20 protein-coding genes, 1 tRNA gene and 1 pseudogene are annotated in these 25,871 nt (G+C 65.1%); 9 read left to right on the top strand and 13 right to left on the bottom strand.

Annotated elements, in window-relative coordinates; translation table 11 throughout:
* From CZ203_RS03140 to vanR, 3 genes are all read right to left on the bottom strand, one after another.
* The coding region (locus CZ203_RS03140; protein WP_159456338.1) for an acyltransferase family protein at nt 1-956 on the bottom strand (956 nt) is incomplete at its 3' end.
* A 201-nt stretch (nt 957-1,157) separates the two neighbouring features.
* Nucleotides 1,158-2,315 (bottom strand): sensor histidine kinase, encoded by a 1,158-nt coding sequence (locus CZ203_RS03145; RefSeq protein WP_200809418.1) that lies wholly within the window; start codon nt 2,313-2,315, stop codon nt 1,158-1,160.
* Nucleotides 2,305-2,997 carry a VanR-ABDEGLN family response regulator transcription factor gene (gene vanR / locus CZ203_RS03150; protein WP_087064732.1) on the bottom strand — a complete coding sequence of 231 codons (693 nt, stop codon included), beginning with the start codon at nt 2,995-2,997 and terminating at the stop codon, nt 2,305-2,307. Before vanR ends, CZ203_RS03145 begins: the two co-directional genes overlap by 11 nt.
* Nucleotides 2,998-3,276: 279 nt before the next feature.
* On the opposite strand from vanR, the gene CZ203_RS03155 reads away from it, so the two are divergent.
* Together CZ203_RS03155 and CZ203_RS03160 are read left to right on the top strand one after the other, a co-directional pair.
* Complete coding sequence (locus CZ203_RS03155; protein WP_328588144.1) at nt 3,277-4,992, top strand: FUSC family protein; 1,716 nt, start codon at nt 3,277-3,279, stop codon at nt 4,990-4,992.
* Between the two features lie 111 nt (nt 4,993-5,103).
* Entirely contained in the window at nt 5,104-6,234 is a 1,131-nt protein-coding gene (locus tag CZ203_RS03160) for a DUF362 domain-containing protein (RefSeq protein WP_087064733.1), read from the top strand.
* A 156-nt stretch (nt 6,235-6,390) separates the two neighbouring features.
* On the opposite strand, the gene CZ203_RS03165 is transcribed toward CZ203_RS03160, so the two are convergent.
* A complete protein-coding gene (locus CZ203_RS03165; RefSeq protein WP_087064734.1) occupies nt 6,391-8,052 on the bottom strand; it encodes a solute:sodium symporter family transporter in 1,662 nt (553 codons plus the stop codon).
* A gap of 316 nt (nt 8,053-8,368) precedes the next feature.
* Between CZ203_RS03165 and CZ203_RS03170 the strand changes: the two genes are divergently transcribed.
* Nucleotides 8,369-9,412, top strand: coding sequence for a LacI family DNA-binding transcriptional regulator (locus CZ203_RS03170; protein WP_159456339.1), 1,044 nt, complete (start codon nt 8,369-8,371; stop codon nt 9,410-9,412).
* Here the strand turns inward: CZ203_RS03170 and CZ203_RS03175 are convergent.
* The 3 genes from CZ203_RS03175 to CZ203_RS03185 are packed head-to-tail and all read right to left on the bottom strand — an operon-like array spanning nt 9,372 to nt 12,941.
* Entirely contained in the window at nt 9,372-10,874 is a 1,503-nt protein-coding gene (locus CZ203_RS03175; protein WP_087064736.1) for a PAS domain-containing protein, read from the bottom strand. The two genes, CZ203_RS03170 and CZ203_RS03175, sit on opposite strands and share 41 nt — an antisense overlap.
* A 20-nt stretch (nt 10,875-10,894) precedes the next feature.
* Nucleotides 10,895-12,190 carry a sensor histidine kinase gene (locus tag CZ203_RS03180; protein WP_087064737.1) on the bottom strand — a complete coding sequence of 432 codons (1,296 nt, stop codon included), beginning with the start codon at nt 12,188-12,190 and terminating at the stop codon, nt 10,895-10,897.
* On the bottom strand, nt 12,177-12,941 hold the full coding sequence (locus CZ203_RS03185) for a LytR/AlgR family response regulator transcription factor (RefSeq protein ID WP_087064738.1): 765 nt from the start codon (nt 12,939-12,941) through the stop codon (nt 12,177-12,179). Before CZ203_RS03185 ends, CZ203_RS03180 begins: the two co-directional genes overlap by 14 nt.
* 266 nt (nt 12,942-13,207) lie before the next feature.
* Between CZ203_RS03185 and CZ203_RS03190 the strand changes: the two genes are divergently transcribed.
* Complete coding sequence (locus CZ203_RS03190) at nt 13,208-13,717, top strand: LytR/AlgR family response regulator transcription factor (protein WP_159456340.1); 510 nt, start codon at nt 13,208-13,210, stop codon at nt 13,715-13,717.
* 43 nt (nt 13,718-13,760) lie between these two features.
* Here the strand turns inward: CZ203_RS03190 and CZ203_RS03195 are convergent, their stop codons facing one another.
* Nucleotides 13,761-17,135 carry a diguanylate cyclase domain-containing protein gene (locus CZ203_RS03195; RefSeq protein WP_087064740.1) on the bottom strand — a complete coding sequence of 1,125 codons (3,375 nt, stop codon included), beginning with the start codon at nt 17,133-17,135 and terminating at the stop codon, nt 13,761-13,763.
* A 171-nt stretch (nt 17,136-17,306) separates the two neighbouring features.
* On the bottom strand, nt 17,307-19,358 hold the full coding sequence (locus tag CZ203_RS03200; protein WP_087064741.1) for a hybrid sensor histidine kinase/response regulator: 2,052 nt from the start codon (nt 19,356-19,358) through the stop codon (nt 17,307-17,309).
* A 583-nt stretch (nt 19,359-19,941) separates the two neighbouring features.
* Between CZ203_RS03200 and CZ203_RS03205 the strand changes: the two genes are divergently transcribed.
* A complete protein-coding gene (locus CZ203_RS03205) occupies nt 19,942-21,258 on the top strand; it encodes a hypothetical protein (RefSeq protein WP_087064742.1) in 1,317 nt (438 codons plus the stop codon).
* Between the two features lie 95 nt (nt 21,259-21,353).
* Here CZ203_RS03205 and CZ203_RS03210 read toward each other — a convergent pair whose 3' ends face one another.
* Entirely contained in the window at nt 21,354-22,682 is a 1,329-nt protein-coding gene (locus tag CZ203_RS03210) for a hypothetical protein (protein ID WP_087064743.1), read from the bottom strand.
* Between the two features lie 220 nt (nt 22,683-22,902).
* On the opposite strand from CZ203_RS03210, the gene CZ203_RS03215 reads away from it, so the two are divergent.
* The gene (locus CZ203_RS03215; protein WP_200809419.1) at nt 22,903-23,226 is read left to right on the top strand and encodes an RsiV family protein; all 324 of its coding nucleotides are present in this window, start codon (nt 22,903-22,905) and stop codon (nt 23,224-23,226) included.
* 44 nt (nt 23,227-23,270) lie between these two features.
* Here CZ203_RS03215 and CZ203_RS15435 read toward each other — a convergent pair whose 3' ends face one another.
* A complete protein-coding gene (locus CZ203_RS15435) occupies nt 23,271-23,882 on the bottom strand; it encodes a DNA glycosylase AlkZ-like family protein (RefSeq protein ID WP_407927699.1) in 612 nt (203 codons plus the stop codon).
* A pseudogene (locus CZ203_RS15440) lies at nt 23,767-24,288 on the bottom strand (DNA glycosylase AlkZ-like family protein); the annotation flags it as partial. The pseudogene CZ203_RS15440 and the gene CZ203_RS15435, both read right to left, overlap by 116 nt.
* 136 nt (nt 24,289-24,424) lie before the next feature.
* Between CZ203_RS15440 and CZ203_RS03225 the strand changes: the two are divergent.
* Together CZ203_RS03225 and CZ203_RS15245 are read left to right on the top strand one after the other, a co-directional pair.
* Nucleotides 24,425-24,883 carry an NADH-quinone oxidoreductase subunit NuoE family protein gene (locus CZ203_RS03225; RefSeq protein WP_087064746.1) on the top strand — a complete coding sequence of 153 codons (459 nt, stop codon included), beginning with the start codon at nt 24,425-24,427 and terminating at the stop codon, nt 24,881-24,883.
* A 94-nt stretch (nt 24,884-24,977) separates the two neighbouring features.
* Nucleotides 24,978-25,109, top strand: coding sequence for a hypothetical protein (locus CZ203_RS15245; protein WP_264472949.1), 132 nt, complete (start codon nt 24,978-24,980; stop codon nt 25,107-25,109).
* A gap of 65 nt (nt 25,110-25,174) precedes the next feature.
* Here the strand turns inward: CZ203_RS15245 and CZ203_RS03230 are convergent, their stop codons facing one another.
* Entirely contained in the window at nt 25,175-25,387 is a 213-nt protein-coding gene (locus CZ203_RS03230) for a hypothetical protein (protein ID WP_143436100.1), read from the bottom strand.
* 129 nt (nt 25,388-25,516) lie between these two features.
* On the opposite strand from CZ203_RS03230, the gene CZ203_RS03235 reads away from it, so the two are divergent.
* Nucleotides 25,517-25,593, top strand: a tRNA-Arg gene (locus CZ203_RS03235).
* Nucleotides 25,594-25,871 lie beyond the last annotated feature (278 nt).

Genomic DNA, 25,871 nt, shown 5'->3' on the forward strand with positions numbered 1-25,871 from the left:
GAAACCCCGGCGGCAAGCCCGCACACCGCAAGGTAGAGCGCCACGCTGTTCCCAACCAGCGCCGCCTGCACGCCGGCCGCTTTGGCCAGCCCGCGCACCGCGACCAGGCACAGCGGGTGCAGCACGTAGACGAGCGCGGTGAAATCCGCCGTCCCGGCAGGCGCGCGCCCCTTGCCCGTCAGCAGCGCCTGGAACAGGAACCACATGCATAGGGGCAGCATGAGGTACATGCTGTCGTGCCGCGGCCACCCCAGGGCGTGGAGCGCCACCCCCTCCGCCAGCAGCAGCGCCAGGCAGGCCGCCGTACAGGCTGCCGCCCTGGTGCGCCGCACCGGTGCGCGCCGCGCGAGCAGCACGCCGAGCAGCAGGAACAGCGGGACGTAAAACAGCCCATTGCGCGTATAGGCGCTCACGGCAAACACCGCGTCATAGAACCGCGCCGCCGCGGGCAGGGCGGCGGCCAGCCCGTAATAGCTGTCCCCCAGCAGGCCGGCGGCGTACAACCCGGCGCACACGCCCAGCACGGCTTTCCCCGGCAGCAGCGCCAGCAGGGAAGCCGTTAGCCAAACGCCGAGCAGCAGCGCGGGGAAATACCACAAATGATAAAAGGTGCCGTCGACAAGCAGCCGCTGCAACGCCTGCGGCAGGCTGGATACCTGCCCGGCGTAGAGGTTGACCGGCAAATACAGCAGCACCGCGGCGGCGTACCATTTGCACACCCGCAGGCTAAAGCGCCGGAGCCTGTGCCAGGGGGCGCCGCCCGGCTGCCCCAGGACGAAGTAGCCGGTGACCATCAGGAAGAACGGCACCGCCACACGTGCCAGCACGCGCGAAACCGCCATATCGAGCGTGGGGTTGGCCGACCCCAGCGGCCCGACATGGACCGCCACCACTAGCAGCGCCGCCACGAGCCGGAACCGGTCGATCCCCGCCGCCCTTTCCGCCGGGTTATCCATGCGTATCCACCCGCCTCGCCGTCAGGATATAGCCGTCCAGGTTGTCGCCGGAGGACGAGAGCAGCACCCCCTCCGGCACGGGAAGCACGGCTGGGCGTCCCACGGCGGGCAGGTAGGAAATCTCGTAGCCCTGCCCGCCGGCGCGGTATCGCAGGGGGCGCNGCCGGATAAGGAAATTCCTAAGGAATCATAAAGATCGGCCTACCACGCCCGCCCCTCCGGCGGGTCGGGCAGGGTGACCGTGAACGCGGTGACGCCGTTTTCGCTCTCCGCGGTGATCGTGCCGCCGTGCAGCAGGACGATCTCCTTGGCGATGGCAAGCCCCAGCCCCGACCCGCCCGCGTTGGAGGAGCGCGCGTTGTCCAGGCGGTAAAAACGCTCGAACACCATGTCGAGCTGGTGCTTGGGGATGGCCTTGCCGGTGTTGCGGAACGTGACGGCCACCGACCGACCGCACCGCACGGCGGAGATTCCGACCGTGCTGCCGGGCGCGCTGTAGGACACCGCGTTTTTCAGGATGTTGTTGAACACCCGCGCGAGCTGGTCGGGGTCGGCGTAGGCCTGCAGGCTCTCGTCCGCCCGCACCTCCGCCCGCTTGCCCTGCCGCGTAAGCTGCGGGTAGAACTCCTCCGCCATTTGCAGCAGCATGTAGTGCAAATCGACCCATGTTTCCTCCAGCTGCACCGACTGCGAATTATAGCGTGTGATTTCAAACAGGTCGTCGGTCAGCTTCTCCAGGCGGTACGCTTTGTCGAGCGTGACCTTTACGTACTTGGCGCGCTGCGGCGCCGGCATATCCGGCACTTCGTCCAGCAGGCTGAGGTAACCGATCACCGAGGTCAGCGGCGTGCGGATGTCGTGCGCCAGATAGACGACCAGGTCGTTCTTGCGCTGCTCCGCCAGCCGCGCATCCCGCTCCCTGTCCTCGAAAGCGGCGCGGCAGCGGTCCAGCCGGTCCTGCAAAAAGGCCAGCTCGTGCGGCAGGGCTTCCGCCTGCCCCGCCTCCCCGGTGAGCGACGCCACGCTGTCCGCGACCGTGCCGAACACGCGCGTAATGTAGCCCGCCACCGCGCGGAACGCCGCGCAAAAGATCAGCACGCAGGCCAGCACCGAAAAGGCCAGCAGGATCTTGTCCAGGTTGTTGCGGAACACAAACTGGTAGATCGTGTGGCTGTCCTGCCATTTCAGGAAAAAGTGCTCCTCCAGGAAATCGACGAACGATTGTGCAAAGCGCCCGCGCAGCAGCGTATAGACGGCCACGCAGCCCCCGCCGACAAGCAGGCCGGCCGCGAACATGCGCAGGAATAACTTGCGCCGCAGCAGGATCGTGGCCGCGCGCGCCCCTTTCTTACTTTTCAATTTGATAGCCCACCCCCCAGACCGTCCGGATATACTTCGGGTGCTCGACCGAGTCGCGCATCTTTTCCCGCAGGTGGCGGATATGCACGGTGATGGTGTTGTTGCTCTTATTGTAGTACGCATCGCCCCACAGCTCGTGGAACAGCTCTTCCGCGCTGACGACGCAGCCGCGCTTCTGGCACAGGATCCGCAGGATTTCAAACTCCGTGGGCGTCAGCGTGAGCGGCTCCCCGTCCAGCGTGCACTGGTGCCTGTCGATATCCATCACCAGGCCGGATACCGTGAGCACGCTGCCCCCCGCGGCCGGCGCGTTGTAGCGCAGGTAGCGGCGCAGCTGCGCCTTGACGCGCGCCACCAGCTCCAGCGGGCGGAACGGCTTGGTCACGTAATCGTCCGCGCCGAGCGCGAGGCCGTTAATCTTGTCGATCTCCTGGTCCCTCGCGGTCAGCATCAGGATCGGGTAAGCATGCTGCGCGCGCAGCTTCTGGCAGAGCGTAAAGCCGTCCATGTCCGGCAGCATCACGTCCAGGATGGCAAGGCCGACCGCTTCGTGCGCCGCGCAGGAGAGCGCGTCCGCCGCGTTATAAAATTTCAAGACCTGGAACCCCTCGTTGCGCAGGTAGACCTCGACCAAATCCGCGATTTCCTGCTCGTCGTCCACCACGAGGACCGTCTCGCCCATTTGCGTCACCTCCGTTTACGCTAGTATTGTACCATACCGGCGGGTGCAAATGATTAAGAAAATCCTAAGAACGCGCGGCCTGCCGCCCGCCCCCATGCGCGCCGCGCGAAAATCGTTGCGCGGCGCGCGGCACGTCCGGTTTTAACCCCGCCAAAAAGTTCTGTAAATTCCCGTTCCACGCGTAAGAATGCGTAGTTATGCCCATCTTCCGTCCGCGCGCCCGTGTTGCTTTTCCGTTTCCCGCTGTTTATAATAAAATTAGAAAGGGGGGTCTGTGCATTGCAAAAGGCAAAGCAGGCCGTTGCGCGCATGCGGGAAAGCTTTACGAAAAACTTCCGCCATGCGACGCTGAATTTTATTTTTATCATCCTGTTCGTGAACGTATTCCAACAGGTTTTCGGGATGGAGAACTCCATCGTGGGCGTTATTTTTACGATCATGATGTCCGCCTCCATGGTGCGCGACCTGACGGCGGCGCCAGTCAAGCACCTGTGTATCCAGACCGCCGTGCTCTTCCTGATGGCCGCGGCGGCGTGCTTCGTGGCGAACGCGCCCCCAGCCCTCGCCCTGCCGGTCAACCTGGCGGTGCTGCTGCTGATCCTGTACGCCTTTACGTATGAATATGTCAGCCACCTCTATTTCCCGTACATCCTGTCCTACCTGTTCCTGGTGTTTATCTCCCCGGTGACGCCCGCGCAGCTTCCCAAGCGCCTGCTCGGCGTATTCGCCGGGGCGGCCTGCATCATCCTGTACCAGCTTGTAAACGGCAGGGGGCGCGTGGTGGAGACCGCGCGCGACGTGCTGACCACTATGATCGGCAAGGCCGACACGTGCATCGGCTGCCTGCTGTCCGCGGAGGGCGTGCCGCAGGACCCGGAACAGCTCCGCGCCGACCTGTGCCGCCTCAGCCAGGCCGTTTACGACCGCCGCAAGCGCGTGCTCTGCATCTCCGACGCGGGCTTCGCCATGATCGACGCCGGGCGCGGCCTGGAAAACCTCGTGCTGCTGCTCTATGATGCCGAGGGGCCGGTCACGCCCGCCCGCGCCGCCATGCTGCGCGAGGTGTCCGCGTGCCTGTCCGGCTTCCGGGCGTTCGCGCTGCGCGAGGCGGCGGGCATCCCGCCCCTGTGCCGGGCGCGCTTCGGCGCGCCGGAGGACGCGGAGGCCGGGCAGTTTTACCAGTGCCTCGGCTATATCCGCGACCGCATGCTCAGTATGGCGCACCCGCAAAAGCGCAAACGCTACCGCAAGACGCTGCTTTCCTTCTCCGTGCGCCTGCAGGCGGCGCTGCGCGTCAGCCGCGTGCGCGTGGCCTATGCGCTGCGCGTCTCCTGCCTGCTCGCGCTCTGCACGCTCGCGGTGCAGCTTTTGCAGCTCCCCCACGGCAAGTGGCTGCTGTTTACCGTCGCGTCCGTTTCGCTGCCCTATGCCGACGACGTGGGGCTGAAAGCGAAAAAACGTATGGCCGCCACGCTCCTGGGCGGGCTGTGCAGCGTGGTCGCCTTCTCGCTCATCCCCTCGCCTGCGGGGCGCACCGCGGTCATGATGCTGTCCGGCTACCTGACGTTTTACTTTTCCGACTACTCGGCCACCTTTGCCTGCTCGACGGTGGGCGCGCTCGGCGGCGCGGTCTTCATGGGCGCCTTCGGCTGGGGGGCGGTGGGCTATGTATCGCTCGTGCGGCTGGGCTACGCCGTGGTGGGGATCGCGATCGCGCTGTTTGCAAACCTCGCGGTCTTCCCGTACCGCCGGGCGGACGCCACGCGGCAGCTGTTCCAGAAATATGTTTCCACCTCCGCGCTGCTGGCCAACGCCTGCCGCGACCGGGACGCCGACACGCAGCTCTATTACGGCCTTGTCATCCAGACGCACCTGCTGGAAAATAAGCTCCGCCAAAACGCCGAGGCGCTGGGCTGGGGCGACGCGAAGGCGCTGCTGCAAAAGTGCCGGGCGGACGTGCGCAGCGCGCACCGCGCCGCGTATGCGCCGCGGTAGCGGCATGCCCGCCGGTCTGTGACAGCCGCGCGCAAATGTGGTATACTGTTGCTAAGGATCCCCGCGGGGCAGATGGGGAAGCCCGCGCGGGCAAGCGAAGGAGGCTGCACAATGGAAAAAGCCAAGGTATATTTTACGGATTTCCGCACGAAGCTCGGGGAGGGGCTGCCCACAAAGCTCAAGCGCCTGCTGCGGCAGGCCGGGATCGGCCAGATCGATATGGACGGCAAATTCGTAGCCATCAAGATGCATTTCGGCGAGCTGGGGAACCTCGGCTTCCTGCGCCCGAACTACGCCAAGGCGGTCGCGGACGTGGTCAAGGAGCTCGGCGGCCGCCCGTTCCTGACGGACTGCAACACGCTCTATCCCGGCAGCCGCAAGAACGCGCTGGAGCACCTGTACTGCGCCTGGGAAAACGGCTTTACGCCGATGACGGTCGGCTGCCCCATCCTGATCGGGGACGGGCTGAAAGGCACGGACGATATCGCGGTGCCCGTGCAGGGCGGCACATACATAAAGGAGGCCAAGATCGGCCGCGCCGTGATGGACGCGGACGTCTTCATCAGCCTGACGCACTTCAAGGGGCATGAAATGGTCGGCTTCGGCGGCGCGATCAAAAACATCGGCATGGGCTGCGGCTCGCGCGCGGGCAAGAAGGACCAGCACTCCAACGGCAAGCCCACCATCCACGCCGAAGCGTGCCGCGGCTGCCGCGCGTGCGAACGCGAATGCGCCAACGGCGGCCTGCAATTCGACGCGCAGGCCAAAAAGATGCGCGTGGACGAGGCCGCCTGCGTGGGCTGCGGGCGCTGCATCGGCGCGTGCAACTTCGACGCGATCGAGTTCCAAAGCGACGCGGCGACGAAAGAGCTGAACTGCCGCATCGCCGAGTACGCCAAGGCGGTGGTGGACGGCCGCCCCTGCTTCCATGTCTCGCTCGTCATGGACATCACGCCGAACTGCGATTGCCACAGCGAGAACGACACGGCCATCCTGCCGGACGTGGGCATGTTCGCCTCGTCCGACCCGCTGGCGCTCGACCAGGCGTGCGTGGACGCGTGCCTGCGCTCCGACCCGCTGCCGGGCAGCCAGCTCGCCGACCAGATGGCGCGGGCGGACTTCTGCGACCATCACGACCATTTTGAGAACACCACGCCGAACGCCGAATACAAGACCTGCCTCGCGCACGCGGACAGGATCGGCCTGGGCACCCGGGCATACGAGCTGATCGTCATGAAATGACACGCCGCGGGGACGGCAAAGGGGCGGGGGGGCGGCCCGGTTTGGGGGGCCCCCCCCCCCTTCTCCTTTTTTTTGCCCCNGAGGAAAAGCGGCGCCCCTGAGGGTGAGGAGAGGAGAAGAGAGGGCGCCGCCGGAAAGATGCGGTTTTAGTCCCCGTCAGGCAGCGATGCCGAGGGGGGAGAAGAGTACGTAAATGCCGATCGCGATCAGCACGCCCACGCCCGCGACCACGTAGCGGTACTTCCACGGGGTCAGGTCGACCGCGCCGACGTCCTTGATCTGGTACGCCTCCGCCGGGCGGTACTTGTTGAGGAACCACATGATAATCAGTTCCACCGGGAACAGCACCGCCATCGCGTAGAGGTAGTGGATCGGGTTTTCGCTGCCCGGGTAGCAGGGCTTGAGCAGCAGGAAGGCCGCGTAGCACACCACATGGACCGCGGTGATGACCTTCGGGGTATATTTGGGCAGGCGCTTGAACAGGAACACGCCCAGGATCGTGCACAGGACGGGCAGGGACACGAACTGGCTCATGGAATTGAGGAAGGTCGTGATGCCCGTGGCGTTCATGATGAACGGGGCGATGACGATCGCCACGCAGCCCGCGATGGTGCCGTAAACCTTGCCGACCTTGACGCACTTGACGTCCGACGCCTTCGGGTTGATCGAGGAGCGGTACAGGTCGAGGGTGAACATGGTGGACGCCGAATTGAGCACCGAGTTAAAGGAGGACAGGATCGCGCCGAACATGACGGCCGCGAAGAAGCCCATAACCGGCTTCGGCACGATTTCGGCGATCAGCGCCGGGTACGCGAAGTCGATCGCGGAAGCGCCCGCCGCGGACAGCTTGTCCTGGATGGTCGGCAGGTAGAAGGCGATGATGCCCGGGATGACCAGGTACATGGGGCCGAGGCACTTGAGGAAGCCGCAGAAGATCGCGCCCTTCTGGCCTTCCTTCAGGCTCTTTGCCGCCAGGGAACGCTGGACGAAGGACTGGTTCGTGCACCACCAGTACAGGTTGCTGAAGAACATACCGGTGATCAGGAGCGGCCACGGCACCTCGGGCTCCGGGGCGTTCCATGCGTTGATTGCGTTGAGCTTGGCTGGGTCGGCGTCCAGGATGTAGCGCACGCCGTCCAGGATGCCGTCGCCGCCGGTGGCCGCGGCCAGCGCCGCAAAGCCGAGGAACGGGATCAGCAGGCCGCCGATGATCAGGCCGACGCCGTTGATCGTATCGGAAACCGCGACCGCCTTGAGGCCGCCGAAAATCGCGTAGCAGCCGCCCACAATGCCGATGATCACGCACAGCACGGCGACCGCGCCGAACTTGGACATGCCCAGCATGCCGGAAATATCAAAGATCTGCTCGAACACCACCGCGCCCGAATACAGGATGACCGGCAGGTTCAGGATGGAATACATGATGACGATGACGAGCGAGAACATCGTCTTGGTGCCCTTGCCGTAGCGCTCCTCCATGAGGGACGGGATGGTCATCGCGCCCATCTTGAGGTACTTCGGCAGGAAGTAGAACGCCAGCGCCAGCAGCGTGAACATGGAGCCGACCTCCCACGCGATCGGGCCCATATTGGTCTTCCAGCTCTGGCCGTTCAGGCCGACGAGCTGCTCCGCCGACAGGTTGGTCAGCAGCAGGGAACCCGCGATGACGATGCCCGGCAGGCCGCGGCCTGCGAGGAAATAGCCTTCGGCGGTTTCCAGGTTGTCGCCGCGCGTTTTCCAGCTTGAAATGACCGCGACGCCTACGGTGAACAGCAAAAACGAAATTACCGTCCATACGACCGATTGAAAGAACTCCATTGTCAATCCCCTTTTTTCTCATGTCTCTTTTGGATGCCACCCCCCGGTTTTATCTTGCCGGGAGCCGGTTCCCCAGCCCGCCCCCGTCCGGAGTACATACAAATTACCACAGCGTGCCGCCGGGCGCAAGGGAATCGGGAAATGAACCTTGCGCCGTGCACCATATCGTTTTTTTCGCCAAAAGCCCGCAAGGTATTTTGTCACTTTTGACGCAAATTGGCACGTGCACGCAAAGTTTTATCGCTTTTTCCCTTCACGCACGCCGTGCACTGTGATATAATTTGGGAAAAAGCTTTGCCGGAGGAGGATGTCCCGAATGGCTGTTACCCTGAACCAGATCGCCGAGGCCTGCGGCGTGTCCCGCGGCACGGTCGACCGCGCCCTGCGCGACAAGGGGCAGGTGCGCCCGGAGCTGTGCGAGAAGATCAAGCGCACCGCGCGCGAAATGGGCTATATCCCGAACCAGAGCCGCGCCCCGGCCAAGGCCGCGGTACGCATCGGCGTGGTGCTGCACTCCGCGGGCACGGCGTTTGTCAAGATGGTCTGCGCCTCCATGAACCGGACGGCGGCGGAGCTGCGGGAATACGGCGCGGAGGTCATCGTCCGCACGATGAACGGGCTGGACGCGCAGCAGCAGGCCGCGCTGATCGACGAGCTGACCGAGACCGAGCGCATCGACGCGCTCGCGGTCATGCCGCTGGCCAGCGCGCAGATCCGCGACAAGCTCAACGCCCTGGCCGAGCGGCAGGGCATCCCGGTCGTCACCTTTAACAGCGACATCGCGGACTGCAACCGCCTGGCCTATGTGGGCACGGACAACCTGGCCTCCGGGCAGGCCGCCGCCGCGCTGCTGGGGCTGGCCACGGGCGGCATGGGCGCGGTACTCGCCATCGCCGGCCGGCAGAACGGCCACTCCGCGGACAGCCAGCGCATGGTCGGCTTCCTGGAGGAAATCCAGGCGCATTACCCCGGCATGGAGCTGCTCGACATCCAGCAGTGCTTCGACGACGCCGCGATGGCCGAGCGCATCGTCCTGCGCACGCTCGCCCACGGCGCGCCGCTGGCCGGGATTTACGTTTCCTGCGCCGGCCGCAGCGGCGTATACCGCGCCCTGCGCAAGGCTGACATGGCCGGCAAGGTGCACGTGATCGTGCACGACCTGACGCCGGGCAACCTGCGCATGATCCGCGACGGGGTGGTCGACTTCGCCATCGGGCAGGACGCGGACACCCAGGGCTCGCTGCCCCTCCGCCTGCTGTACGACTATACGGTGCGCAAAAAAGCGCCCGAAAAGCGCATTTACCTGACCGATATCGAAATCAAGTTCCGGTGCAACCTGGGGGCGCTGCCGGACGAATAGGCGCATAAAAAAGGGGCGGCCTTGGGGGCCGCCCCTTTTTTATGCCCGGGACCATTTTTGCGCCGGCGGCGCGCCTTCGCCGCCTACAGCGGCGGGTAGTCCTGGAAGCGCACCTCCAGCGGGCCGTAGGTGTCGTCCCAGACCGCCCAGGCCGCCGCGTCGTCCCAGCCGCCGCNCCCGTCCGCGTGCGCAGCACCTTGTACTGGCACGCGAACCAGCGGTACCCGCCGCCCCGAACGCGGAAACGCGCTTCCTCACTGCCCACCGTGCCGTCCCGGTGCGACCCAAGCCCCTGCAGCCCGCGCTGCATTTTCGCGCGGTCGTCCGGGTGCACAAGGCCGGTATCGCGCCCGGACAGCGCCGCGCCCCGGATGGCCGTATCCTCCAGGCAGAGCTGCCCGCGGGCGTTCGGCGTAAACTCCAGCGTGTCCGTCGCGCAGTCGTACTCAAACAGCAGCGTGTCGGTAAATTCCGACAGCACCGAATAGCGCTGCTCCTCCAGGTCGAGGCGCTTTTTCTGCCGGTACATCCAGCAGATCAGGAACGCGCCGGACAGCGCGGTCATGACGATCAGCGCGATGCTGTACCAGATGACGCTGTGCATGATCTCGTCGGAATGCAGCAGCACGTCCGGCGAGCGGACAAAATCGACGAGGTACCAGCCGTTATAGCCGATTTCGCGGAAGGACAGGAAATAGGTGTTGCCCTTGGCGCTGAAGCGGTGGGTCGCCGCGCCCCCCGCCTGGAGCAGGCGCGCGATCTGCCCGACCTCCCCCTCGGGGATGCCGTTTTCCTGCGTGGACTGGAACAGGTTGCCGGTCGAGATGTATTTCCCCGCGTCCGCGTACAGCACCGTGCCGTCCGCCCGGGCGATGAGGGAATGGACGGACTGGAACAGGTAACTGTCCTGCGCGCCGCCGGCCATGACCGAGGCGTCCAGCCGGGTGCGCAGCACGCCGACGACCGCGCCGTCCCGCTTGACCGGCTGCGTAATGGAAAAGGCGGGCGCGCCGCCGTCCCGGGGCGTATGGATATCCGATACGGCCGGCCGCCCCGCCAGCAGTTCCGCGCATACCCTGCGGCCGTCCGCGGGCAGGCCGCCGTCCGCCAGCAGCGCCCGCACTTCGTCCACGGCGCCGTAGCTGATCTCATAGGCGCTGTTGCGCTTGCTCAGCCCGCGCAGGTATTCTTCCAGCCAGCCGTCCTCGGGCGGCATGCCGGTGGTTTCGATCATCTCCGCCAAGCTGGCAAGCTGGTTCTGCACGTCCCCGATCATGCCGCCGGCCGTGCGCTGGCGGCTTTCCGTGAAGGCGGCGAGGTTCTCGCTGACGAGCGCGTTAAAATCGTCCGTCATGCGGCGGTACTGCGTGGAAAACACCGCCGCCACCGACAGGATCACGGCCGCGCACCACAGCGCGATGGCAAGGGTGAACTTATCCTTATGCCTTTTGTCCCGCGGCATCCGCCCGCCCCCTTTCCTTGTCAAAACAGCAGGCTTACACAAAACATGCCGTCAATGATGTCAAATTGCAGCGCGGCGCCGTACTTTTTGGCAAATGCGGCCATGGACTGCGTGCCGTAGCCGTGCCCAGGGCGGGTGGCCTCCGGCAGGCCGGTCTTCCGGTCGAACCGCGGCGCTTCGGAGAAGGTATTCGCCACCGTCAGGAAAAACCCGGGCGCGCCCGGCGTGTCGTACACCCGGATCTTGCGCGCCGCGCCGGGCGGCATCGTGCTGCACGCGCGCAGGGCGTTTTCCAGCGCGTTGGACAGCACGACGGCAAGCTCCGTCATATCCGCCCGCAGGCCGCCCGGCATGCACAGGCGCACCTCGAACGCGGCGCCGTTTTCGCGCGCCTGCTCCGCGTAGAGCGACAGCACGGTATCCATCAGGCTGTTGCCGGTATAGGCATGGAGCACGCCCTCGGTCGAGAGGTCGCCCAGCTCGGTCTCCATGCGGCCGAGCAGCTTTTCGACCTCCCCGCGCTCCCCGGCCTCCACGCTGGCCTTGAGGAGCTGGACGTAATGGCGCAGGTCGTGGCGGAAAATATGGTTTTTCCGGTCGCTCACGCGCAGCTGCTCAAACCGCTGCCCGAGCGCCTGCACCTGGGCGCGCAGCATGAGCGCGTCCTCGCGCGCCTGGTATTGCGCGTGAAGGGTCTGGGAAAAGTAATACAGCGCGGCGTATACGAGCGGCGTGGACGCGCAGAGCAGCAGCGCCGTCAGCAGGTTCGGCGCGCCCAGGCCAATGGTCTCGGGCAGGTCGTACGCGGTGGCAAGGCACATCACGAACGTCAGCGGGATCAGCGTCATGCGCACCCAGCCCTGGTCCGCGCTGTGCAGCAGCTGCAAAAACGGCCGCCGGCAGAACAGCCGCAGCACCGCGCCCGCGGCGGCCGAAACGGCGAGCTTGGCCGCGAGGAAATACGGCGAGCCGTACGGGAAGGCGACGCAGGCGAGCGTATCGATGATTGTCATCAGCAGGGCGACCGATACCACGGTGAACAGGAAGCGGCCGTCGCGGTATTTCGTCAGCAGCGCGTAGAGCGCCCAGCAGATCAGGATGGGCACCGTGCCCAGGATGCGCGCGGCGGCCGCGGGGTTTGTCAGCTTGTAGACGGATACGCACAGCAGGATGTGGAACACTAGGTACGCGGCCACAATCCGGTACATCCTGCGCATCGGCTGGCGCCACCCGTCCACCAGGATAAAGATGTACACGATCCCCACCGGGACGAGCACCGCCGAGGTCAAAAACCGGCAGAACTCATTCGGCTGCATAGCTGATCCCCTCTTCCGCCGCGCCCCGGCGCGCGAGGTACCGCATATACGCGGCCTTCACCTCCGGGAAACGCAGCCGGGAAATCGGGACGCACATGCCGTTGTCCATATGGAACTCCCGCGCCGCGAAATCCGCGATGTGCGCCGGGTTCACCGCGTAAGACTGGTGCGGGCGCAGGAACCCCGCCGCGTGCAGGTCCGCGATCGCCTTGCCGAACGAGACGCGCAGCACCTTGCTGCGGATGCGGCGCCCGTCGCACAGCGTGTAATGCAGCACGTGGCCGGTGACCTCCACGCACACGATCTGGGAGACCGGCACGCGCAGCGCGCCGTCCACCGCGGGCACCACGGCATGGCTTTCCACCTTGTGCCCCAGCATGGCCACCACCTCGTCCAGCGCCTCGTAAAAGGCGCGGGATGAAACCGGTTTCACCATATAGTTCGTCGCCCGCACGCTGAAAGCCTGTACCGCGTATTCCGGCGACGCCGTCAGGTAGATCACCGCACTGCGGCAGCCCTCCCCGCGCAGCGCGCGGACAAGCTCGATCCCGTCCATGCCGGGCATGACGATATCCAGCAGGTAAAGGTCAAAACGCTGCCCTGCGTTTACAGCCTGCAACAGCACTTCCGCACTGCCGAATACGGAATGTGCTATTTGCAGCTGCGGGACGCGCGCCTGATACCCCGCCAGCATCTGCTCGATGTGGACGGCTTCCGACGGCATATCCTCACAAATAGCGATTCGCAACATATGTAATCTCCTGAAGCAATTTTCTTATTTATAAGTTTATAAGAAAAGCCGGGAAAAGTAAAACCGGTCACGTGTAAATACTGCATGATATGCGAAAAACAGGCAGTTTTCCGAAGCTAGATGCCAAAAAAAGGTGCGCCCCGCCGAGTGGGCGCACCCTTTTTCACAGAACATGTCGGGTTTTCACACAGGATGTCAACAGCCCCGCGCATAAGATCGGTTACAATGGAAGTAGAAACCCCGCACGGCGGGAAGGAGGGATACCGTTGGAGCTTTTTATCTATGACGGCGCGCTGCACGGCGAACGCCTGCTGCGGCTTGTCCGGCGCGCGTCCGCCCCTTTCTCGGCGGCCGATATCGACGTGCGCGTCTGCGACAACGAGGCGGCGCTCGAAGCCGCGCTGCACCATGCCGTAGCCGAGGAGGCCAAGCGCCAGGAGCGCTTCTTCCCCATGCGCACGGACGACGGCATCCGCCTGCTGCGCCTGTCGCGCGTGCTGTACTTCCAGAGCGAAGGGCACCGCATCCACACCGCGCTGACCGACGGCACGGTGCTGCGCAGCAGGAGCCTGCGCGTGTCCACGCGGGAGCTGCTGTCCCCCCTGATCGCATCCGGCAAGCTGCTGCAGGTCTCTAAATCGACTTTTGTCAACACGCAGCACGTATGCAGCATCTCGCTCGACGGCGTGCACCTGGCCGGCGGCTGCATCGTGCCGGTCTCCCGCAAATACTACGCGGAGTTCCTGCAGGCCTCGCGCGAATCCTTCGGCCCATAACCCATAAAGAAAGCGCCTGTGTGCCATACACAGGCGCTTTCCCTTATGCCTCCGTGCCGCCCAGCCCCCGGTTGCGCAGGAACAGCATGAGCATTTCCGCGATGAACAGCAGCACCTCGATCTGTGGCTGCGTCCACAGGACGCGCCGCTCGCAGTCGTCGAAGCCGACCCAGCCGCAGAAGCGCCCCTTATGCCGCATGGCGCATTGCAGCATGGACTGCACGCCCTGCGGCTCGAGCAGCGCCGCGATATCCGCGGGCAGCGCCGAAACGTCGTTGCAGTAAAACACCCCCTGCTCGTTAAAGAGGCTGCTGTACGGCACGGACAGGGACGCGTACGGGATATTTTGCAGCGTGCCGATCTGCGGCGCCACGCCCTCCGCGCACCACTCGTGGGTGTTGCTGCAGGAGCGGCCGTCCGCCGAGCTTTCAAATAAGTACGCGCGCCCCACGCCCAGCCGCCGCCCGACGAGCTCCAGGATCATGTCGATCGCCCGGTCAAGGTTTTCCGCGCCGTTGAGCATGCGGAACACGCCGGTCACCAGGTCGGAAAGCACGTCCGGGCCGTTCTGGTCGGAATCGATCTCCGTGCGCGACGCGACCGCGAGCGGGGCGGCCTGGCCGAAGGTCACGCCCTCCATCGAGGGGTCGTACAGCTGGAACTGGTTCTTGCCGTGCGCCTTGGCCTGGTAGAGCGCCATGTCCGCGCGCTGGAACAGGGTCTGGAAATCCTTCCCGTGCTGCGGCGCGCGCGAAATGCCGACGCTGCACGAGACATGGCAGTTCGACGGCAAATCCTGCAGCGCCCGCTCAAAGCAGCCCACGATGCGGCGCGCCACGGCCTCCACCCGGCCGCCGTCCATCCCGTTCAGCAGCGCGACCATGAACTCGTCGCCGCCGATGCGCGCCACAATATCCTCGCCGCGGAACAGCTGCGCGATTGCGGTGGCCACGTTGCCGAGCACCGCGTCGCCGAACATATGGCCGTACCGGTCGTTAACGAGCTTAAAATCGTCGATATCGATGATAAAGAGCACCGCCCCGTGCGTGCCCCCCTGCGACAGGTAGCTTTCGATCCGGTTGCGGGCGGACTGCTTGTTGAGCAGCTTCGTCAGCGCGTCGCGCTCGGCCTGCGCCTGCAATTCCTGCTGCGCGCGCTTGGCGTCGTTGATGTCCGACAGCACGCCGATGACGCGGCAGGTTTGCCCCTCGCCGTCAAACTGCGCGGTCGCGCGCAGGCGGCACCACTGGTACCGCCCCTCGGCGTTCGACACGCGGAAATCGATCTCCTCGTACGGCTTGCCATGCTCCATGGAACGGATGAACCGCCCCACGTCGGCCATATCGTCCGGGTGCAGGTGCGAGACCGTCGGCAGCAGGATGGAGGCGCGCTCCCGGATCGGCTCGTAGCCGAACTTTTCCTTCCAGTTGGTGGAATACGTCACACAGTCGGTCGCCATGTCCCACTCGAAAATCACGTCGTTCGTCTGATCCATGACGATCCGGTAGCGCTCCAGGCTCATGCGCAGCGCTTCCTCCGCCTGCTTGGAGCGGTTGATGTCGACCAGCACGCTGTAGAGGTGCTCGCCGTCGCCGTCCGCGACGCGCCGTCCGCGGTGGAGCACCCAGACCGGCTCGCCCTTGACGCCGATGAGGCGGTGTTCCGTCTCATACTGCACGCCGGCGTCCAACTGCTGCGCCATCTGCTTGCGGACGCGCGCGCGGTCGTCTGGGTAGACCATCTCGATAAAGCGGTCGTGGAAGCGCGTGCGGACCTCCTCCCGCGTGTAGCCCAGCAGGCGGCCGTGCGCCTCCTCGACCGTCATATAGCGGTCGTTGCGGCACCGCAGCACGCCGTTCAGGATATCGCGCAGGAAGCCTTCACAGCCCGGTGCGGGCGGCGGCGCCGCGCCGTCCTCCAGCACCTTCCACAGCAGCAGCGCCTTGCGCCCGTGCGGGTGGTCGGTATCGATGCGCAGGGCGACCATTTCGCACCAGCACCAGTCCCCGCCCCCGGGGTATTTCACCCGGTAGCGCCAGCTCTGCTGGAACCTGCCCGCCTCGAAAAACGCGGACATGCCGCCCTCCCAGGCGGCGCGCAGCCACGCCTGGTCGCCGGGCGCGACCAGGCGGCCGATGTGCTGGTCCAGCACGTCCCGCAGCTTGCTGCCCCGGAACAGGTTCTGTACGCCGGCCATGCCGGTGTAGACGAGGTGGTAGCTGCCGGTCGTAAAGTCGACCTCGAGCACGGTCGCGTTCTCGTGCCGCAGCACGGCGATGTACTTCATCTGCTCGAGCTGGAGCGCGCTGACCGACACGCTGACCGGGTCGGTGTGCGGCAGGTGCGCGGCGGCGGGCGCCTGCCCGTCCTCATATTGCCGCCGCAGCACGTCAAACTGGTCTATGACGCTTTTGAAGCACTCGATCAGCTTGGGGGAAAATATGCCGCACTCGCCGTTGAGGATCATGTTGACGGCCTGCTCGTGCGGGATGGCCTTTTTATACACGCGGTCGGACGTGAGCGCGTCGTACACGTCCGCCACCCCGGTGGCCTGCGCGCAGACCGGGATCGCGTCGCCGCACAGCCCGTCCGGGTAGCCGCGCCCGTCCCACCGCTCGTGGTGGTAACGGCAGATGTTGTAGGCGTACTGCAAATACTCCTGGTCGCTGATGCGGCCGAGGCTGCCCAAAATCTCGCAGCCCTTGACCGTGTGCGTCTTCATGGTCTCAAATTCCTCGGCCGTCAGGCGGCCGGGCTTGTTGAGGATGCTGTCTGGGATGGCGATCTTGCCGATGTCGTGCATGGCGGACGCCGCGGCGATCAGGTCGACCTTGTGGTCGCTCAGGCCGTACTCCGGGCAGTTGCGCTGCACCTCTTGCAGCAGCGCCTTGGTCAGCAGGCGGATGCGCCGGATGTGCTGGCCGGACTCCATGCTCCGGTACTCGATGACCGAGGACAGCGCGTCGATCAGGATCTCGTTCGATTCCCGCAGCTTTTCCGCCTGTTCCTCCACCATGGACTCCAGGTTGTGCTTGTGCAGGGACAGCTCGATGATGTTGCGCACGCGCCGCGTGACGACGTGCGGCTCAAAGGGCTTGACGATGATGTCCGACGCGCCCAGGTCGAAGGCGCGCAGCTCGCTTTCCAGCGAGTTTTCCGCCGTGATGACGATGGCGGGCACCTCGTCCAGCAGGCCGTCCGCCCGCATCTCAGCCAGCACCTGGTAGCCGTCCTTGACCGGCATCACCACGTCCAGCAGCATGACGACAAGGCTCTCATGGTACTGTTTGAGCAGGAGGAGCGCCTGTTCGCCGTTTTCCGCCTGGAGTATCTGGTATTCGTCCTCAAACAGGCCTGCCAGGATCACGCGGTTCATCTCCACGTCGTCCACCAGCAGGATCGTATCTCGTTTTTGCACTTCCGTCCCCCCTGTCGCCGCCTCATTACGGGCCCGCGCGTCCTGGAGGGGGGCGGCGCCGCGCCCTGTGTCTCCAAAAGCCATGGCCTTCTTTTGCCTAGTTGCTTAAATTATAGCAGCGTTTTTGGTATAAATCAACAAATTTCCGCCCTGCAGCGCCCCGCCGGCCGATTATTTGCCGTCCAAATACTGGGACATTTTGGCGTAGAGCGCCTGCAAATCGAACGGCTTGGAGATATGGGCGTCCATCCCGGCGGCGCGGCTCCTGTCCTCGTCCTCGACGAAGGCGTTCGCCGTCATCGCGAAGATCGGCACGGTGCGCGCATCCGCCCGCGGCAGCGCGCGGATACGGCGCGCAGCCTCGCAGCCGTCCATGCGCGGCATCTGGATGTCCATCAAGACCAGGCCGTAATAGCCTTCCGGCGCGGCGGAGAACTTTTCCACCGCCTGCACGCCGTCCTCCGCCGTATCGGCCTGCGCCCCGGCCAGGGACACGATCTCGCAGGCGATCTCGCGGTTGATGGCGTTGTCCTCGGCGACCAGCACCCGCAGCCCGGTGAAATCGTNCTGCTTTGTGATCGACAGGCCAAGCCCGGTGCCGCCGTATTTGCGCGTCACGTCGCCGCTTTCCTGCTCGAACGCCTGGAAAATCTTATCGAAATGCGCCGGCTCGATGCCGCACCCGGTATCCCCGACCTCCATGCGCAGCAGAACCCGCCCCTCGCCCGCCGGCGTTTCGGACACGCGCAGCGTGACCCGGCCGCCCGCGGGCGTGAACTTGAGCGCGTTGGACAGCAGGTTGTGCAGGATCTGGCTCAGGCGCAGCGAATCGCCCCAGAAGGCCTCGTGCACGTCGCCGGAAAGCCCGGCCTCGAAGCGGATGCCCTTGTCCGCCGCCTGCCCATAGGTGACGGCGGCGATCTGCTCGAGCAGGATGCGGAAATCCACCCGCTCGCGGCGCAGCTCGATCCTGCCGCTCTCGATCTTGGACATGTCGAGCACGTCGTTCAGCAGCGCGAGCAGATGGCTGGACGAAAAGCTGATCTTGCGCAGGCAGTCGGCGACCTTTTCCGGGTTGCGCGTGTTCTGCATGGCGATATAGTTCATGCCGATGATGCCGTTCATCGGCGTGCGGATCTCGTGCGACATGCGCGAGAGGAACTCGCTCTTAGCCGAGCTTGCCTGTTCCGCCAGGCGCAGCGCGTCCTCGGTCGCGGCCTTTTCCTGCGCAAGCAGGGCGCTGCTGCGCCGCACGGCGCGCACATAGACGAAAAACAGGCTCAGGATGACCGCGACGATGATCAGGATCACCACGAGCGCCGTGTGCATCATATACCTGCCCAGCCCGCTGATGTGCGCGTCCAAGTTGCCATACGGCATGGTGATGCACATGTTCCAGTCCGTGCCTTCCAGCGGCGTGAAATACAGGTACTGGTGCACGCCGTCCAGCGTGAAGGCGGCCATCCCGCGCACGCCCCCGGCAAACTGGCGGCGCAGGGCGTCCCCGCCGTACCCCTTGTCAAACGCAGCGTGCCCCGCGAGGAAGTCCAGCAAATTGCCGCCCCCGAGCGCGTCCCCCGCCCAGCCCGAGCGCATGACGTACCGCCCCTCGCGGCTGACGATATTGGCGTACGCCTCGGAATCCTCCTGGTTGAGGGCGAGCCGCGCCGCCAGGAAGGATGGCTCCATGCCCACCAGCGTGGCCGTCAGGCGCGTGTCGCCGAAGGGGATCGGCGCGATCGGCGTGGCGAACAGGATGAACGGCGCGCCCGCCGGCGTCTGCTGCAGGCTGACCGAATCCTCCCCGGCCTCAAGGTGGGCGCGCACCTCGGGCGCTTCCCCGCCGGGGTAGCGCCCCTCCTTTACGTAATAGTAGCCGTCCTCGTCGAGCACGGCAAAAAATAGGAAATTGTTGTTGCTTTGGCGCATGCCGATAAAACGCTCAAGCGAGCGCGCGTCCTGCAGGTCGTCCTGCGTGATGTTGGTCAGCAGGCTGCTCACGCGGGTAAACTGGCTATGCATCGTGGAGCTGAACTGCCCCGCCATCTGGTCGGCCATTTCGTCGAGATAGATGCCGCTGATCTGGGAGATTGTCTCATCCGTCTTGCCGCCGTCCGCCCATACCATCCCGACGAGCAGGGTCAGGCACAGGAGGATTGCCCCGCCCGACAGGGCCGCCATGCAGCGGTTCCGCTTCCGGGCGGAAACGTCTGGCCTTGTCATGCCGTATCACCATCCAAGCCGCGGCAGCCGCCGCCTTTTGTTACCATATTACCATCGATCGCGCGGCGGCACAAGGCCAACCGGCGGATTATTTGTGCGTTTTATACATCCTGTGCGGATTTGCAGCGCACACAATTATGCGAATCGGAAAACTTGCGCGCAAAATAGTTTTCCCGCTTGCTATTTTGTATACATAGTGATAATATTACATACATCAGGGAGCCGGGGTTCCCCAAAGCCCTTGTTCCCCGGTCTCATACGACTCCTTATCCATTATACATCTCTTCATTTGGCAAAGGCCGGCGCCCGGGGCGCCGGCCTTTGTTTTTTGCCTGCCATGCCGGGGCGCCGTTCCTGTAAAAGCGTACACAGTGGCCGGAAGCCGCGTGTTTTGGCGGTTTCCGGCCATTGCCCGCACTATCTGGCATCTTTTTACGATCTTATCCAAATAATCCCTGAACGGCGCGCGCCAAAGTTGGGCATGTGGCCAATATCTTTCCGGCGGCCGCCGCCTTATAATAAAGGAAAAGCAGTTCCCAGCCACAGCGGGCGACGTCCCGCGCCGGAATGGAGGAATCTAAAAATGACCACGGTCTCCCAGGATAGCCTTTTGCATGTGGACAGCTACGGCTGTATTTTTATGTATACCACCCACCGCGACCTGACCACCGCGCCGCGGCATATCATCCGTATGTTTGAGCCGGTCGACCCCATCAAGCTGCTCGGGGCGCTCAATACCGCGCTCGTGCGCTTCCCGCAGATGGCGCTCGGGCTGACGCGCGGCGCGCGCAGCTACGCCTACCACCGCATCAGCCAGCCGCCCGTCGTGCTGCCGTTCGACGACCGCTCGCCCTATTATATCGGCTCGGAGGACACAAACGGCTACCTGTTCCTGTGCGGCTACCGCGACAACACCATCTACCTCGAGTACCAGCACTGCACTGCGGACGGGCGCGGGTTCGACCAGTTCATCCGCTGCGTGCTGTTCTACTACCTCAAATACTGCGGCAAGCCGGTGAAAAACGACGGCACGGTGCGCACGCTGGAAACCGTGTACACCCCCGCGGAGGGCGAGGACGGCTATGTCCGCCTGCGCCAGGCGCCGCAGTCCGACGCCGGCCACCTCGACGAGGCGCCCGCCTTCCACCTGGACTGCCAAAACGATGAGGACAGCGACGAGATGACGACCGAGATCACGCTGTCCCTGGCCGCGCTCAAGGGCTTCCTCAAGCCGAACGGCCTGTCCCCCCTGCCCTACCTGATGACCGCGCTTTCCCACGGCATCTACCGCACCTATTACGCCGGGACGGGCCGCCGCGAGGCGGTCATCGCCGAGGTGCCGATGGACCTGCGCGCCCGCGTCCCCTCGGAGACCACGCGCTTTTACGTGGCGCTGCTCGACCTGCCGTTCCGGTACGAGTATTTCAGCCTGCCCTTCGTCGAGGCCTGCCGCAAGTGCAAGGAGACGTTCGACACGCAGAAGGCGCTGCCGCACGCGGCCTGGTGGGCGCTCAAAAACGCCACCCGCGTGGCCGAGGCGCACGCATCGGATATGCCCATCGATGAGAAGGAGCGCATGATGCGCGAGCAGGCGCGCAGCTACATCCGCCGGGACAGCTTCATCCTGACGAACATCGGCGCGTTCGAGCCGCCCGCCTGCATGCAGCCCTACATCCTGGATTACAGCGCCATCCTGCCGAGCGCGCACCAGCCCTTCGGCGTGCTGGTCAGCTCCTACCAGGACACGCTCAAGGTGTCGCTGTCGCAGCGCGACTTCGACCCCCGGCTCGTGCACAACGTGGCCGCCGTGCTGCAGGAGACCGGCATGGACGTGCACACGATGTCCTACCCCTTCCACGTCACCCGGTACGACGGCCTGCGCCTGGCCAAGGAAGGATAGGCCGCGCCGCCACCCCGCCCCGCGCCCTTGTAAAGCCAAAAGCCCCGCGCCCCCGGAGTTCCGGGGGCGCGGGGCTTTCCATATGCCTGTAAATTTTACCGCTTGCCATCCTGCCCCTTCGTGCAGGCCGCGCCGTCGTAGCGCGTGACATAGAAGGGGTAGCTCTCCATCCGGGCGCGGACGCCCAGGCCGCCCAGCAGGGCGGTGAAGTCGCTGCACACCGCAAGGTCGTGGTCGCGCTGCGCGATGGAGACCTTCATCGTGCCGCCGTAAGAGCTGATCAGCATGGCGAAGGGCTGCGCCGCGCAGGGCAGCACCGCGCCGTAGCCCTTGACATAGGGCGCCATGGATTCGGGCAGCGTGAAGCGGCCGACGTTCGTGATCAGGAAGCTGTCCGACGTCACGAAGTCGCGCGTCATTTTGCGCGCCTCCTGCTCCTTTTCCGCCAGGGGGATGTCCTTCTGGTGCAGGTTGCGGCACGCGTCGCTCGCGACTTTGGCGCGGTAGAGCAGCAGCTCCGGCTCCATCTGCCGGCTGAGAAAGCCCTTGGCGAGGCGGAAGGCCTCGGGCAGTGGCTTTTCCTGCCATGCGGCCTCGTAGGGCAGGTCGATAAAGCAGATGAAGTAGCGCGTCGTCACGCTCTCGATGACCTGGCGCATATCGACCGGGATCTGCGCGATGACCGGCTTATCCTGCCCCGCGCCGAACTTGTTGTAAAACGCGCGGCAGAAGGTGGGCGCGATCACGGTGAGCGGGCTGACGTCGTACTGCTTGGCAACCGCGCGCAGCTCGGAAAACGGGAAGGTCACCTCGCACACGATCTCCGGCGCGTCGTCGTCCCACGACAGGCCGTCCGCATGGAGCGCCGCGGGCTTCTCGTACAGCCCCTCGCCCGACGGCTCCAGGCCGTCCAGATAGCGGTAGGCGTCCTCGCTTTCCGCGGGGGTGTAATAGCTGTCCTGCGCGCGGATCGTGCCGTCGTTCTCGACCGGCTTGCCGCACAGCTTGAGGTACTGGAACAGGACGCAGCGGATGAACTCCTCAAACCCGCGCCCGTCCGAGGTGCTGTGCTGGTACTCCATATAGATATTGTTGCCCTGGTACCCCACGAGGAACATATAGCCGTGCGTATCCTCCGAGCCGATCGTATAGCGGTGCCGCGCGTTGTCGAAGGGCAGCACCACCGGCTCCTCGCCGACCATGCGGTACTCGTAGCTTGTCGCCGTGGCGCGGATGCCGACGCTCATGTGCGGGAAGCGCAGCAGCGCGTCCTTGACCGCCTGCTGGAGCAGCTTCGGGCGCACCGGCGCGTCCATCTGGATCGTATGGCGCGGCACGCACGCCGTATCGTTCTGCGTCGTGTACAGGAATATCTTCCCGTATCGGTCGGTCTGCAGCAGCGGATGTACAATAAATTCTTCCATCGATAACCCTCCCAAGGCCATGTGCAAGGCGATAACCAACACTATGTATCTAAAGTGTTCAAAACCCATTCTGTTCCCTGTATATGTTTATTATAGCCTTTCCCGCCGCTCCCGGAAAGAGAAAAAATTACCAGATTGTGCCGGGTTTTTCGCACCCGCCTTGTCACCCCCCGCCGGGGCGCACCATCCCGCCGCGCGGCGCATACCCTGGTAAGAGGTGGTGAAACGCAATGCAACATCCCCCNACCTCGAAACCGGCCGCCCCGTCCCGCTCTCCGCGCTGTTCCCCGCGCGCACGGACTGCGAGGGCTATATCCTCGGGCAAATCAAGGCGCAGGTCGCGCGCCAGCCCGGCCGGTTTTTCCCGGACGCGGCGGCGCTGGCCGCGCAGTATTTCGACCCGCGGCGCTTCTATCTCACCCCGCAGGGCGTGACGGTGTATTACAGCCTGTACGAGATCGCGCCCCATTCCTCGGGCATCCCGGCCTTCCGCATCCCCTACGACGCAGGCCCCGTCCGCCTGCTGTGCGGGCGCTGCCCGTGACAAAAAAACGCCGGACGTACGGTTACGCCCGGCGTTTTCCCCGTTTACGGCAGCCCGCCGATCCCGAACCCGTGCAGGGCCAGCCCGCGGAAGTCCGCGTATTCCGCGGCAAGCCCCTCCAGGGCAAGGCGCTCCGGGGGCGTGAGCGCTTCAAAGGGGCTGATGGTAACGTCCAGCCGCCCGTTGCGCGCCTTGCCCCGCCAGACGCCCACGACCCTGCCGTCCTTCAGGACGGCGCCGGGGTTGCCGACGGTCTTCCACACCTGCTTTTGTAGGGACGGGCTTTCCAGCAGCACGTCGCGGTCGCGCACGTCGAGGTAGGGGTCGTGCGCGCCGAGCAGGAGCAGGCGCCCCGGCGCTTCCGGGGCGCAAAACAGGCTGCCGAGGTCTTCCTCCAGGACATAGCGCGTCTTCCCGCCGACGGCGACCGCCGCGTACCCGTCCGCCCCCGCGTCCCAGATGCGGCGCGCCTGCCGCCGCGANGGCGCACGGCCGCAGCAGGAACGACACCACCGCGCCCCCGACCGTCTGCCTGTCCGGGCTGCCGTACATGGACGGCGCGCGCCAAAGCGCCCGCTTGCCCTCCGGAAGCCCCGGCTCGATGAGGTCCGCCAGCGTGCGGTCGAGCGCGTCCTTGCCCCACACCGTGTGGGAATACAGCCAGCGCGCCGCCTCCGCCGTGCGCCGCAGCAGGCCGTCAAAGGGCATTTGCAGGAACTCCAGCGCCCCCGCGACGCCCATCGTGTAAATCCACGGCTCCTCGCCGTCCCGCGCCGCCAGCGGCGTGAGGAAAACGCCGCCCTCGTCCGCCGGGAACACCACCGGCGCGCCGCGGAACGACCATGCCTGCAGCAGCGCCTTGTCCCGGTACAGCGCGTCCCGCAGGCGCGGCAGCGTGCAGCCCTCCAGCCGCTGGAACAGCGCCGTTTCCCATGCGCCGGGCGGTGAATTTTGCAGGCCGCACGCCCCGGCGGCGTCCAGCAGCCCGCCCGCGGGCAGCCGCCTGTCCAAATGGTGCGCGCGCAGCCGGAACTGCCGGATTTGCGCCTTGCTGGGTTCCATCCCGCTCCCCCCTTTGCCGCAGTTTCAAAACTTTTTACCATCATACCGCATTGCGCCGGCAAAAGCAAACCCGGGGGTGCATGCGCGCCGTTTTTCGGGTATACTATAGCTATCCATCCGAATCGAGGTGCTGTATATGAACCCAGAAGCGCTTGACGGTCTGCTGCGGGACGTCGCCCCGCCGCTCGACCAGCCCGAGCTGCTGGCGCTGCTCAAGGAGGCGCAGGCGCTGGCCGGTGGCGCATTAAGCCCCGCACTGCAAAGCCGCATCGCGCAGGCCGCGGGCGTGCCGCCCTCCGTGGTCGCCGCGCTCGTCCGCGTCACCCCCAGCCTGAAGGCTTCGGCCTGCCGCCATGTGATCACGGTATGCCTGGGCAAGGGCTGCCGCGCGCACGGCGCCTACCCGCTGCTCAAAGCCGTGCAGCGCACGCTCGGCGTCGCCACCGGGCAGACGACCCCGGACGGCCGCTTCCGCCTTACCACGCGCACCTGCCTCAAACGGTGCGGCGCAGGCCCCAACCTGCTGGTCGACGGCGACCTGCACACGGGCGTAACCCCCGCGCGCCTGCCCGCCATCCTGTCGCAATACCCGTGACGTTTACAGAATTTTAACGGATTATCCATTTTCCCATGCACCTTTTTGCGCCCGGGCGGGTTATAATAGCGTCAGAAAGGATGGAACACACACCATGGATAGATTCTTGCTGCTGTTATCGGAACGCGCCGCCGCCCACGGGTGGCTGCCGCAGTTTATCCGTTTATACCACAGGCTGACCGGCTACAAATTGCAGCCGATCCGCGTGCACCCCCGCAACCGGTAAATACAGGGACGGCCTGCCGCATAAGCGGCAGGCCGTTTTTCCGCCGCACGCCCGGGCGGGCGCGGTCAGGCCTCCCGCAGCTTTTGGAGCAGCGCCCGGATCCGGTACGCCGGCATCCAGTCCTGCGCGAGCTGCAGCACCCGCCAGAGCGGCATATTCCACACCATGCGCTGTATTTTCGGTTTCCGCAGCGCGGGCACCTCCTCAAACGCCAGCGCGCGGGCGCGCGGGTGCGACAGGATCTGCCCCACCGTGACCCGGTTATCCATCAGGTCCAAGGCCATCACCCCCCATCCCAGTATATGCCTCCCGTCCCGCGCGCGGCACCGCCCGCGGTTTGTCGAAACCGCGCGGCCAAACAGTCTTTACAAGTTGGGGCTGGTATGATATACTACTAATCACGGTATGCGTCCGTAGTTCAATTGGATAGAGCGTCAGATTCCGGTTCTGAATGTTGGGGGTTCGAGTCCCTTCGGGCGTGCCAGGATAGGCTGGCGGTGCAACGCAATGTTGCACCGCCAGCCTTTTTCATTTGCACAGGCCAGGGGAAGCGCCGTTGGAAGGGTCCCCGACTGGCGGGGGGCTTTATCCCGGTATTTCTGCCGCGGCGGGTTTCCCCGCCGCGGCTTTTTGCCGTGCCTGGTGTCCGCCGCACGTTTTGCCATAAATGCCGTTCCCCATAGGCTGGCCTGCGGTTGCGGGCATTTTGCCTCGCCGGCGCGCACCTCCGGGCAACGCTTTATCTATTTTCGACAGGTTTCG

The organism is Intestinibacillus massiliensis (assembly GCF_900155735.1).
Lineage (GTDB): Bacteria > Bacillota > Clostridia > Oscillospirales > Butyricicoccaceae > Intestinibacillus > Intestinibacillus massiliensis.

Bases quoted from the DNA above. Each gene is read 5' to 3' on its own strand.
- CZ203_RS03210 (WP_087064743.1), bottom strand. From the start codon at position 22,682: ATGGAAGAATTTATTGTACATCCGCTGCTGCAGACCGACCGATACGGG.
- CZ203_RS03165 (WP_087064734.1), bottom strand. From the start codon at position 8,052: ATGGAGTTCTTTCAATCGGTCGTATGGACGGTAATTTCGTTTTTGCTG.
- CZ203_RS03160 (WP_087064733.1), top strand. From the start codon at position 5,104: ATGGAAAAAGCCAAGGTATATTTTACGGATTTCCGCACGAAGCTCGGG.
- vanR (WP_087064732.1), bottom strand. From the start codon at position 2,997: ATGGGCGAGACGGTCCTCGTGGTGGACGACGAGCAGGAAATCGCGGAT.
- CZ203_RS15245 (WP_264472949.1), top strand. From the start codon at position 24,978: ATGGATAGATTCTTGCTGCTGTTATCGGAACGCGCCGCCGCCCACGGG.
- CZ203_RS03225 (WP_087064746.1), top strand. From the start codon at position 24,425: ATGAACCCAGAAGCGCTTGACGGTCTGCTGCGGGACGTCGCCCCGCCG.
- CZ203_RS03205 (WP_087064742.1), top strand. From the start codon at position 19,942: ATGACCACGGTCTCCCAGGATAGCCTTTTGCATGTGGACAGCTACGGC.
- CZ203_RS03170 (WP_159456339.1), top strand. From the start codon at position 8,369: ATGGCTGTTACCCTGAACCAGATCGCCGAGGCCTGCGGCGTGTCCCGC.
- CZ203_RS03180 (WP_087064737.1), bottom strand. From the start codon at position 12,190: ATGCAGCCGAATGAGTTCTGCCGGTTTTTGACCTCGGCGGTGCTCGTC.
- CZ203_RS03185 (WP_087064738.1), bottom strand. From the start codon at position 12,941: ATGTTGCGAATCGCTATTTGTGAGGATATGCCGTCGGAAGCCGTCCAC.